The sequence below is a fragment of the Micropruina sonneratiae genome (assembly GCF_025972045.1).
Classification (GTDB): Bacteria; Actinomycetota; Actinomycetes; order Propionibacteriales; family Propionibacteriaceae; genus Micropruina; species Micropruina sonneratiae.
Genome location: NZ_JAPDHX010000011.1, coordinates 1 through 10,310 on the forward strand (window position 1 = coordinate 1; position 10,310 = coordinate 10,310).

The following is a 10,310-nucleotide window of genomic DNA, read 5'->3' on the forward strand; positions in this document are numbered from 1 at the left end:
CGACCGCCGCCGCGGCGACGGCGTCCGGCCTGAGCGTGACGCTGCGGCCGCGCGAGGGCAGCGGCGGAGCGGCCCTCGCCGCGGCGTTCCCCGACGGCCCCGGCACCGTGGTGATCCCCGGCGCCGCCGAGCCGGCGCCCGATCTCGCCGAACTGCTCGGACGCCGGGGCTGGGCCGTCGTGCCGGTGAAGGTGTACCGGACCGTTCGGGCGGCTAGCGTCGAGGACGTCGTCGCCGCCGCCTGGCCGGACGGCTTCGACGCCTACGTGGCCACCGCACCCTCGAACCTGGCGGCCGCCCGTGACCTGCTCGGCGCCCCCACCCCGCCGCTGATCGCCCTCGGGTCGACCACCGCGGCGGCGGCGGAACGCGACGGGCTGCCGGTCGCTGCGGTCGCCGCGGACGCCTCCGCGTCCGGCCTGGCCGCCGCCCTGGCCACCCTGCGAAAGGAAGCTTCATGATCGTCCGACCCCGCCGGTTGAGGACCACCCCGGCACTGCGCCGCCTGGTGGCCGAAACCCGCATCCACCCGGCCCAGTTGGTGCTGCCGGTGTTCGTCGCCGACGGCCTGGACGCCCCGCGTCCGATCAGCTCGCTGCCGGGCGTGGTGCAACACACCGTCGACTCGCTGGTGGCCGAGGCGCGCCGGGCGGTCGAGGCCGGCCTGGGCGGGATCATGCTGTTCGGCGTGCCCCTCGATGCCGACAAGGACGCCGTCGGCTCGGTCGGCTCGGCGCCCGACGGCATCCTCAACCGCGGCCTGGCGGCGGTCGCCGACGCCGTCGGCGACGACATCGTGGTGATGGCCGACACCTGCCTCGACGAGTTCACCGACCATGGCCACTGCGGCGTCCTGGACGGGCGGGGCCGGGTCGACAACGACGCGACCAACGAGCGCTACGTCGAGCTGGCCGTCAGCCAGGCCAGGGCCGGCGCCCACCTGGTCGGGCCCTCGGGAATGATGGACGGCCAGGTCGCCGCGATTCGCGACGGGCTGGACGCCGCTGGCTTCTCCGACACCGGGATCCTGGCCTACTCGGCCAAGTACGCCTCGGCCTTCTACGGACCCTTCCGCGAGGCCGTCAACTCGGCACTGTCCGGCGACCGCCGCACCTACCAACAGGATCCGGCCAATCGCCGCGAAGGCGTCCGTGAGGCCGACCTGGACGAGCTCGAGGGCGCCGACCTGCTGATGGTGAAACCGGCCGGCTACTACCTGGACGTGCTCGCCGACGTCGCTGCCCGATCGTCGGTGCCGGTCGCGGCCTACCAGGTGTCGGGCGAGTACGCGATGGTGTGCGCGGCCGCCGAGCGCGGCTGGATCAACCGGGACGCCGCGCTGGCCGAGTCCGTGACGGCGATCCTGCGGGCCGGGGCGGACATCGTGCTGACCTATGCGGCCCTCGAGCTGGCCGACGCCGCGAACGGAGCCCGGCGATGAGCCTCTACCAGCGCGCCTGCGACGTGATTCCGGGCGGCGTCTCGTCGCCGGTGCGGGCGTTCGGCTCGGTCGGCGGCGACCCGGTGTTCATCGCGCGAGCGTCCGGACCGTACCTCTACGACACCGAGGGCCGCGAGTACGTGGACGCCGTCGGTTCGTGGGGGCCGGCCCTGCTCGGCCACGCCCACCCGCGGGTCGTCGAGGCGGTGCAGGCGGCCGCCGCCCGCGGGTTGTCGTTCGGCGCCCCGACCGCAGCCGAGGTCGACCTCGCCGAGGCAGTTCGGGCCCGGGTGCCCGAGGCCGAGCGGGTGCGGTTCGTGTCGACCGGGACCGAGGCCTGCATGACGGCCATCAGGCTGGCCCGGGGGGCCACCGGACGCGACCTGGTGATCAAGTTCGCGGGCTGTTACCACGGCCACTCCGATGGATTGCTGGCCGCCGCCGGCTCGGGGGTGGCCACCCAGGGTCTGCCCGGGTCGGCCGGCGTGACGCAGGCCACAGCGGCGCAGACGCTGGTGCTGCCGTACAACGATCCCGAGGCGATCGAGGCAGCCTTCGCCGCGCACCCGGACGAGATCGCCGCCGTCATCACCGAACCCGCTCCAGCCAACATGGGGGTGGTCCCCCCGTTGGGCGGGTTCAACGCCCTGCTGCGTGAGCTGACCGCCCAGCACGGCGCGTTGCTGATCTTCGACGAGGTGCTGACCGGCTTCCGGGTGCACCCGGCGGGCTGGTGGGGACGCGAGCAGGCCGGCCGGCACCCGCTGGACGCGGCTCCCGATCTGTTCACGTTCGGGAAGGTGATCGGGGGCGGCATGCCGCTGGCTGCGGTGGGGGGCCGCGCCGAGGTGATGGACCTGTTGGCGCCGATCGGGCCGGTGTACCAGGCCGGGACGCTGTCGGGGAACCCGCTGGCGACAGCGGCCGGCATCGCGACGCTGGCCCTGGCCGACGAGGCCGTCTACCAGCGGGTCGATGCCGCGTCGGCGGCCCTGCAGGGGGCGATCGGTGCCGCGCTGACCGAGGCCGGCGTCCCGCACCGGGTGCAGGCGGCCGGGTCGCTGTTCACCGTGTTCTTCGGTGAGTTCGGCGGCCCGATCGAGGACTACGCGGCCGCCCAACGCCAGGATTCGGCCGCGTTCGCGCGCTTCTTCCACGCGATGCTGGACGCCGGGGTGGCGCTTCCTCCCTCGGGTTACGAGGCCTGGTTCCTGTCGGCCGCCCACGACGACGCCGCGCTGAATCGGATCGTCGATGCCCTGCCCGCGGCCGCCGAGGCGGCCGGCCGGTCATGACCCTCACCGCCATTCCGGGTACCAGGAACTCACACCGGAAAGCCGACCCCCTCCCCGTCACCGCGGACACCGGGAACCCACGGCGGAAAGCCGATCCTCTCCCCGTCATCCCGGCGTACGCCGGGATCTCGCTGTCAGCGGACGGGGTCGACCGATGACCGGGCGGGTGGTGCTGGTAGGCGGGGGCCCGGGCGACCCCGGGCTGTTGACCGTGGCAGGGTTGACCGCCCTGCGCAGCGCCGACGTCGTGCTGTACGACCACCTGGCCCCGGTGGATGCGCTGGCCGAATGCCCACCCGGGGCGCTGCTGATCGACGTCGGCAAGATCCCCGGTGGCCGGGCGACCTCCCAGCAGCGCACCAACGAGTTGCTGGTCGAGCACGCGCTGGCCGGACGCCGCGTCGTCCGGTTCAAGGGTGGGGACCCGTTCGTCTTCGGACGCGGCGGCGAGGAGGCGATCGCCTGTGCCGAGGCCGGGATCACCGTGGAGGTGATCCCGGGCGTGACCTCGGCAGTGGCCGCGCCTGCGCTGGCCGGCATTCCGGTCACGCATCGGGGGGTGGTGCAGGCGTTCACCGCGGTGTCCGGGCACGTGCCGCCGGGGCATCCGGCCTCCAGCATCGACTGGCCGGCGCTGGCCAGCGCCGGCCACACGATCGTCATCCTGATGGGAATGGCGCATCTGTCGGCGATCTGCGCCGAGCTCGCCAGCCACGGACTGCCGACGAACACCCCTGCTGCCGTCATCGCCGACGCGTGGTTGCCGACCATGACGACCGTGCACGGCGACCTCGGCACCATCGCCGAGGTGGTCCGCAACCAGGGCATCCGGCCCCCGGCGATCGCCGTCATCGGTGCGGTCGCTGGCCAGCCGCTGCCGGTGAGCCCGCCCAGCCACCTGGACGCGGCGCCGGCCCGGGACACCCCCACCGACGAGTTGCGCCCTGCGCGCAGCTCCGACGCCGGTGAACTGCTGGTGCTGCAGCGGGCCTGCTGGGTGGCCGAGGCCTTCGACAACCCCGGCGTCCGGATCCCGGCCCTGCACGAGTCGCTGGCCGAGGTCAGCGCAGGGCTGGAGCAGTTCGAGACCTGGGTGCTGCGCCGCGACGGCCGGCTGATCGGCTCCGTGCGCGGAGCACGGGACGGGTCCGACTGGGAGATCGGCCGGTTGATGGTCGCGCCCGACCTGTCCGGTCAGGGGCTGGGTCGGATGCTGCTGACGCACATCGAGCGGCAGGCGCCGGTGGGCGTCAGGCGGCACTGGCTGCTCACCGGAGAGAACAGCCTGCGCAACCACCGGCTGTATCGCGCCGCGGGCTACGAGGCCCTCCCCGCCGAGGACGAATCGCTGGCCCGAGTCCCGGGCACGCTGCGCTTCGTGAAGCCAGCCAACTGATCGACCCTGAAAACGGTGCACTCGTTCGGGTGCGCTCCGTCATCGTGAGGCAGGACTGCTCCGGCGCACGGCGAGTGCACCGTTTTCAGGCATCGGCCGCACGGAGGTCCTCGGTGAGGCGGCCGAGCACGCGGTAGCGGGCGTTCAGCAACGCGCCGTTGCGCTCGTACTCGAGCAGCTCCAAGTCGAACCGTCCGGCGAACAACGGCCGCCCCGCACCCAGGGTCACCGGCGCGATGGACACGATCAGTTCGTCCAGCAGGCCCGCGGCAGCGAAGTCGGCGGCCAATCCCCCGCCGCCGACCACCCACAGGTCACCGTCGCCCACGGCCGCCATCTCGGCGTGCACCTGTTCGACCGGCCCGGCAGTGAACCGCACCTCGGCGCCGGGAATCCCCTCCAGGTCGCGATGGGTGAACACCCAGGAGGGTTGGGTGTAGGGCCACGCCTCGCCCCCAGAGTCGAGGTGGTCGCGCACCCACAGGTAGGTGGTGGCGCCCATCGCGATCGCGGAGACCCCTTTGATGAACGTGTCGTAGCCGAACGGTCCGCCGGTCGGATCATCCTGGGGCTGCCGGAACAGCCACTCCAGCGAGTCGTCCTCGTCGGCCAGGAAGCCGTCCAGGGTGGTGGCGGTGTAGAAGACGGTGCGCATGGTCCCCACGCTGCCCCGGGTGTCGCCGGGCGGTCAACCGGCTCCGCACCAGATCCCGGGCAAGCCCGGGATGACGGTCACGCGAGCTCAGGCGCGCTGCACGGCTCCCAGCCGGGCGGATGCCTCGGCGACCGCGGCGTCGCGGGCGGCGGCGATCTCGGCGTCCTTGAGCGTGCGGTCGGGAGCGCGGAAACGCAGGGCGAACGCTAGCGACTTCGAGCCTGCCGGGATCTGCGAGCCGCGGTAGATGTCGAAAAGGGCGACCGATTCCAGCAGTTCGCCGGCGCCGGCGACCAGGGCGTTGGTCACGTCACCGGCGCTCACCGCCTCGTCGACGACCAGGGCGACGTCCTCCTTGGCGATCGGGTGCTGGGAAAGGTGAGCGATGCTCCCCGGCCCCGGCGCGACCTGGAGCAGCACGTCGAGGCTCACCTCGACGGCCGCGGTGCGGGCCGGCAGCCCGAACGCCCGGCACACCAGCGGGTGCAGCTCGCCGGCATGCCCGAACAGTTCCTCGCCGTCCTCTCCGGCGACCAGCAGTTCGGCGCAGCGCCCCGGGTGGAACGGGGCATGCTCGTCCGCCCGGCGCCGCAGTTCGACCCCCGCCGCCTCGGCGGCGAGTTCGGCGAACGCGATCGCATGCTTCCACGACGCCGGCTCGGCCGGTCCGTCCCAGCCGGCCGGACGCCACGCGCCGGTCAGCACCGCGGCCAGGTGTCGTGGCTGGCGCGGCAGCGCCGCCTCGATGGCAGCCAGTTCCTCGTCGCTCGGACGCCCCGCCACCCCCGGCACCGGAGCGGCCGCCCCGTCGCCGGCCCGGAACACCGAGCCCGACTCGTACAGCGCCAGGTCGTCGTTGCCGCGCGAGGTGTTGCGCCGGACGGCGGCGAACAGTCCCGGTAGCAGCGTGCTGCGCAGGTAGGGGCTGGTGTCGGCGAGCGGGTTGGCCAGCCGGACCACACCCCGCCGCGGATCGTCGGCGGGGAGTCCCAGCCGGTCCAGATCGTCGGCCGACGCGAACGGCAGGGTCAGCAGTTCGGTGAACCCGTTGGCGGCCAGCGCCCCGTTGATCGCCCGCCGGGCCTGCTGCTCGCGGGTCAGTCCGCGCCCCGCGGGCGGTGTCGGCAGGATCGAGCCGATCGAGTCGAAGCCGATCTTGCGGCCCACCTCCTCGACGTAGTCGTAGGGGTCGCGCAGGTCGCGCCGCCAGGTCGGCGGCAGCAGGTCGAGCACCGCATCCCCCTCGCCGCTCACCTCGACCCCTCCGGCACGCAGGATGGACACGACGCGTTCGGCGGGCACATCGACGCCCAGGATCCGCGACGGCAGGTCGACCGGCAACGTCTGGCGCGGCATCGCCGGCACCCCGCCCGCCACGGTCTCCTCGGACGCCAGGGTGCCGCCCCCCAGCTCGACCAGGTAGCGGGCGGCCAGGTGCGCGGCCGCGTAGGCGGCGGCCGGATCGGTGCCCCGCTCGAACCGCTTGGACGCCTCCGACGGCAGCCCGTGCCGCCGCATCGAACGCGAGATCGTCGCCGGATCGAACGCCGCCGCTTCGAGCAGGATGTCGGTGGTGCTCGGGTCGCATTCGGTGCTGGCGCCGCCCATCACGCCGGCGATTCCGATCGGGCCGGAGTCGTCGGCGATCAGCAGGTCGTCGGGGTCGAGCGTGCGGCGCACGTCGTCGAGGGTGACGATGCTTTCGCCCGCGGACGCCTTGCGCACCCTGATCGGTCCCGTCAGCTTTGTCGCGTCGTAGGCGTGCAACGGCTGGCCCACTTCGAGCATCAGGTAGTTGGTGATGTCCACCGGCAGCGAGATCGGCCGCATGCCGGCCATCGTGAGGCGGCGCTGCATCCACTGCGGCGACACGGCCCCCGGCTCGACCCCGGTGACGCTGAGCGCCACGAACAGCGAGCCTGCAGCGTCGGAGAGGAAGACCGGGTGGCCGGCGGAGACCGGCGCCGGCACCGCCCGGTCGACGACGTCGGTGAACGTCGCCCCCAGCGCCTGCCCGGCCTCGCGGGCCAGCCCGCGGATCGACATGCAGTAGGCCATGTCGGGCGACACATTGATGTCGAGCACCTCGTCGCCCAGCCCCAGGAAGGCCGACGGGTCGTCGCCCGGGGCCAGCCCGGCGTCCGGCGGCAGCACGATGATGCCGGCATGGTCGGAACCGATGCCCAACTCGTCCTCGGCGCAGATCATGCCGTCGGACAGGTGACCGTAGGTCTTTCGGGAGCTCAGCGTGAACCCGCCGGCCAGCACGGTGCCCGGCAGGCCGACGACCACCAGATCTCCGACGGCGAAGTTGTGCGCGCCGCAGATGATGCCGCGCACACCCGGCTCGACCGGACGCCCGGCGACCGGTGCAGGTGCCGTGTCCGGGGCCTGGGCGGCGCCGACGTCCAGATGGCACCAGCGGATGATCTTGCCGTTCTTCTGCGGCTCGTCGACGAAGTCGACCACCCGGCCGACCACCAGCGGCCCGACCCCCTCGCCGATTGACTCGACGGTCTCGACTTCGAGCCCGGCACGCACCAGCGCGTCTGCGAGTTCGCGTCCCGTGGTGTGCTCCGGCAGAGCGACCCAGTCGCGCAGCCAGCTCATCGGCGCCCTCATCGAGCGACTCCCTTCAACATCCGGCTGAACCGGGCGTCGCCCTCGACCAGGTCGCGCAGGTCGGCGGCGTTGTTGCGGAACATCAGCGTGCGGTCGATGCCCATCCCGAATGCGAAACCGCTGTACACGTCGGGGTCGATGCCGCAGGCGCGCAGCACCCTCGGATTCACCACCCCGCAGCCGCCCCACTCGATCCAGCCCTCGGACTTGCAGGTCCGGCACGGCTGGTCGGGGTTGCCGACCGATTCGCCGCGGCAGACGAAACACTCCAGGTCGACCTCGGCGCTGGGTTCGGTGAAGGGGAAGTAGTGCGGACGCATCCGGGTGCGCAGGCCGGCCCCGAACATCGCCTGGGCGAAGTGATCGAGGGTGCCGCGCAGGTGGGCAAGCGAAATTCCCTTGTCGATGGCGAGTCCCTCGACCTGGTGGAAGACCGGCAGGTGGGTGGCGTCGAACTCGTCGGCCCGGTACACCTTGCCCGGACAGACGATGTAGATCGGAGGTTCCCGGGTCAGCATGGCGCGCGCCTGCACCGGCGAGGTGTGGGTGCGCATCACCAGATGGTTGCTGAGTGGCTCGACGAACAGGGTGTCGGACTCGCCCCGCGCCGGGTGGTCGGGGCCGATGTTGAGCGCGTCGAAGTTGAGCCATTCGGCCTCGAGTTCGGGGCCCTCGGCGACCTCCCAGCCCATGCCGACGAACACGTCGCTGATCAGGTCGATCAGCCCGGTGATCGGGTGGATGGCTCCGGTCGGGTGCAGGTCGACCGGCAGCGTGACGTCGACCGCCTCCTGCGCCAGGGTGCGGGTGAGCTCCTCGGCCTCGACCTGCTCGGCCCGTGCGGCGAGCGCCTGCTGCACCCGGCCGCGCGCCGCACCCAGCAACTGGCCCGCCTGCTTGCGGTCGGCGGGCGCGAGGGAGCCGATGGTGCGGTTGGCCAGGGCCAGCGGCGACCGGTCACCGGCGTGCGCGAGCCGGGCGTCCTTGAGCGCCGCGGTCGAGTCGGCGGCGGCGATGGCCGCCAGCGCATCGGTGACGAGTTGTTCGATGGCCTCCGGCCGCAGGGCGTCCGCCCCCGGCTGGGAGTTCTCGGCTGACATTCGTTCTCCAGGGTCTGGCACCCCGGGGTTCCGGGGCGACGGTGCAACGCTAGCGATTCGGCGGCGGCGACCGGCCCGCCCGCTCAGCCGGTCGGCGCGGCGGTGTGCTGGGCGCTCGCCGACGCGTACAGGCAGACGGCCGCGGCGGTGGCCAGGTTGAGGCTCTCGGCGTGGCCGTAAATCGGCACGGCGACGGTGGTGTCGGCCAGTTCGAGGTGCTCGACGGGCAGCCCCCAGGACTCGTTGCCCATCACCCACGCGGTCGGACGCCCCAACCGATCGGCCAGGCCGGTCAACCCGGTGCCCGACTCGCCGTCGGTGGCAAACACCTGCAGTCCGGCGTCGCGGCAGGCCCGGATGGCCTCGGCCAGGTCGACGCCCACCACGAGCGGCAGGTGGAACACGCTGCCGACGCTGGCCCTGACCGTCTTGGGGTTGTACACCTCGACCGAATCGGCGGACAGGATGACGGCGTCGGCACCGAAGGCGTCCGCGCAACGGATCACCGTGCCCGCGTTGCCCGGGTCGCGGATCTGCGCGCAGATCACCACCAGCCGGGTGTCGGCCCCGACGGCCTCGGCGAGCGGCACGTCCAGGTTGCGGCAGACCGCTACCACGCCCTGCGGGGTCACCGTGTCCGAGATCGTCGCGATGTTCTGCTCGCTCACGGCGTAGTGGCGGATGCCGGCCTCACGGGCGGCGGCCAGCAGGTCGACGTGATCATGCACGGCGGCCCAGCGGAAGAACACGGCCTCGACGGCGTCCGGCACCTTGAGCGCCTCGCGCACCGCCTGCGGCCCCTCGGCCAGGAATCTCCCGGTACTGCGACGCTCCTTGCGGCGCAGCAGGGCCCGGGCGGCGCGCAACACCGCCTGGGACGGCTCGGGGAGCTCCAGACGTTCGGGGATCATCGGCGATCGCTTTCGGTGGGAAGACTCAGCGCGACACCGCGGCCGGTGCCGTGATGCCGCGCTGGACGGATCGGCTGGTTCAGGCGGTGGCGCCGACGTTGGCCTTGGCCAACTCGACGAGCTTGCCGAACGCCGGGGCGTCGTTGACCGCGAGCTCGGCCAGCATCTTGCGGTCGACCTCGACACCGGCGGCCTTCAGGCCGCTGATGAACCGGTTGTAGGTCATGCCCTCGTTGCGGGCGGCGGCGTTGATCCGCTGGATCCACAGCGAGCGGAAGTCGCCCTTGCGGTCCTTGCGGTGCGCGTAGTTGTAGGTGGCGCTGTGGAGCAGCTGCTCCTTGGCCTTGCGGTACAGCCGGGACCGCTGTCCGCGGTAGCCCGAGGCCTGCTCGAGGACTTCGCGGCGCTTCTTCTGGGCGTTCACAGAACGCTTGACGCGTGCCATGGTGGGTTACTCCTTGTGTCGATCGGTCCGGTGTCACCGGACCTCGCGCCGGTGGGCGCGGGTGGTCTGGTTCAGCGGGCCTTGTAGGAGCCGAGCAGCTTGCGGGCCTTCTTGGCGTCGCCCTTGGCGACGACGGCGTCGCCGTCGAGCCGGCGGGTGCGGGTGGTCGGCTTGTGCTCGTTGAGGTGCATCTTGCCGGCCTTGCGGTGCATCACCTTGCCGGTGCCGGTGACCCGGAACCGCTTCTTCGCACCGGAGTGCGTCTTCATCTTCGGCATGTCGCCGCTCACTTTCTCTTTCGTGGTCTCACAGGTCGATGTCGGGGTCCATGTTGTCGGCCGGACCCCGGCGCTTCTTGGTGGTCGTGGGGGGGGGGGGGGGGGGGGGGGGGGCGGGGGGGGGGGCCCCCCCCCCCCCCCCGGGGGGCGGCCCCCCGGGCCCCCCC

The 10,310-nt window shown here is 72.7% G+C and carries 10 protein-coding genes and 1 pseudogene; 5 read left to right on the forward strand and 6 right to left on the reverse strand.

All coding sequences use genetic code 11. From position 1 onward, the window contains the following. From OIE40_RS16555 to OIE40_RS16575, 5 genes and pseudogenes are all read left to right on the forward strand, one after another. On the forward strand, positions 1 to 461 hold a 461-nt coding region (locus OIE40_RS16555; RefSeq protein ID WP_264704102.1), incomplete at its 5' end, for a uroporphyrinogen-III synthase. After that, entirely contained in the window at positions 458 to 1,441 is a 984-nt protein-coding gene (gene hemB / locus OIE40_RS16560; RefSeq protein ID WP_264704103.1) for a porphobilinogen synthase, read from the forward strand. The genes OIE40_RS16555 and hemB, both read left to right, overlap by 4 nt. After that, the gene (gene hemL, locus OIE40_RS16565; RefSeq protein WP_264704104.1) at positions 1,438 to 2,736 is read left to right on the forward strand and encodes a glutamate-1-semialdehyde 2,1-aminomutase; all 1,299 of its coding nucleotides are present in this window, start codon (positions 1,438 to 1,440) and stop codon (positions 2,734 to 2,736) included. The genes hemB and hemL overlap by 4 nt, the downstream gene beginning before the upstream one ends. 154 nt (positions 2,737 to 2,890) lie before the next feature. After that, positions 2,891 to 3,613, forward strand: a pseudogene (gene cobA, locus OIE40_RS16570) (uroporphyrinogen-III C-methyltransferase); the annotation flags it as partial. Between the two features lie 120 nt (positions 3,614 to 3,733). Next, the gene (locus tag OIE40_RS16575; protein ID WP_264704159.1) at positions 3,734 to 4,132 is read left to right on the forward strand and encodes a GNAT family N-acetyltransferase; all 399 of its coding nucleotides are present in this window, start codon (positions 3,734 to 3,736) and stop codon (positions 4,130 to 4,132) included. Positions 4,133 to 4,217: 85 nt separating this feature from the next. Here OIE40_RS16575 and OIE40_RS16580 read toward each other — a convergent pair whose 3' ends face one another. From OIE40_RS16580 to rpmI, 6 genes are all read right to left on the reverse strand, one after another. Beyond that, a complete protein-coding gene (locus tag OIE40_RS16580; RefSeq protein WP_264704106.1) occupies positions 4,218 to 4,787 on the reverse strand; it encodes a dihydrofolate reductase family protein in 570 nt (189 codons plus the stop codon). A gap of 87 nt (positions 4,788 to 4,874) precedes the next feature. Next, positions 4,875 to 7,409 (reverse strand): phenylalanine--tRNA ligase subunit beta, encoded by a 2,535-nt coding sequence (pheT, locus tag OIE40_RS16585; RefSeq protein WP_264704108.1) that lies wholly within the window; start codon positions 7,407 to 7,409, stop codon positions 4,875 to 4,877. Beyond that, positions 7,406 to 8,509 (reverse strand): phenylalanine--tRNA ligase subunit alpha, encoded by a 1,104-nt coding sequence (gene pheS, locus OIE40_RS16590; RefSeq protein WP_264704110.1) that lies wholly within the window; start codon positions 8,507 to 8,509, stop codon positions 7,406 to 7,408. Before pheS ends, pheT begins: the two co-directional genes overlap by 4 nt. An 83-nt stretch (positions 8,510 to 8,592) precedes the next feature. Continuing rightward, positions 8,593 to 9,420, reverse strand: a complete 828-nt coding sequence (locus tag OIE40_RS16595) for a TrmH family RNA methyltransferase (protein WP_264704113.1) — start codon at positions 9,418 to 9,420, stop codon at positions 8,593 to 8,595. Between the two features lie 79 nt (positions 9,421 to 9,499). After that, the gene (gene rplT, locus OIE40_RS16600) at positions 9,500 to 9,865 is read right to left on the reverse strand and encodes a 50S ribosomal protein L20 (RefSeq protein WP_264704114.1); all 366 of its coding nucleotides are present in this window, start codon (positions 9,863 to 9,865) and stop codon (positions 9,500 to 9,502) included. Between the two features lie 71 nt (positions 9,866 to 9,936). Further along, positions 9,937 to 10,143, reverse strand: a complete 207-nt coding sequence (gene rpmI / locus OIE40_RS16605; RefSeq protein ID WP_264704161.1) for a 50S ribosomal protein L35 — start codon at positions 10,141 to 10,143, stop codon at positions 9,937 to 9,939. Between the last annotated feature and the right edge of the window lie 167 nt (positions 10,144 to 10,310).

What these genes read in the sequence shown, in the direction of transcription:
- hemB (WP_264704103.1), top strand. Translation starts at nt 458, where the DNA reads ATGATCGTCCGACCCCGCCGGTTGAGGACCACCCCGGCACTGCGCCGC.
- hemL (WP_264704104.1), top strand. Translation starts at nt 1,438, where the DNA reads ATGAGCCTCTACCAGCGCGCCTGCGACGTGATTCCGGGCGGCGTCTCG.
- OIE40_RS16580 (WP_264704106.1), bottom strand. Translation starts at nt 4,787, where the DNA reads ATGCGCACCGTCTTCTACACCGCCACCACCCTGGACGGCTTCCTGGCC.
- pheT (WP_264704108.1), bottom strand. Translation starts at nt 7,409, where the DNA reads ATGAGGGCGCCGATGAGCTGGCTGCGCGACTGGGTCGCTCTGCCGGAG.
- pheS (WP_264704110.1), bottom strand. Translation starts at nt 8,509, where the DNA reads ATGTCAGCCGAGAACTCCCAGCCGGGGGCGGACGCCCTGCGGCCGGAG.
- OIE40_RS16595 (WP_264704113.1), bottom strand. Translation starts at nt 9,420, where the DNA reads ATGATCCCCGAACGTCTGGAGCTCCCCGAGCCGTCCCAGGCGGTGTTG.
- rplT (WP_264704114.1), bottom strand. Translation starts at nt 9,865, where the DNA reads ATGGCACGCGTCAAGCGTTCTGTGAACGCCCAGAAGAAGCGCCGCGAA.
- rpmI (WP_264704161.1), bottom strand. Translation starts at nt 10,143, where the DNA reads ATGCCGAAGATGAAGACGCACTCCGGTGCGAAGAAGCGGTTCCGGGTC.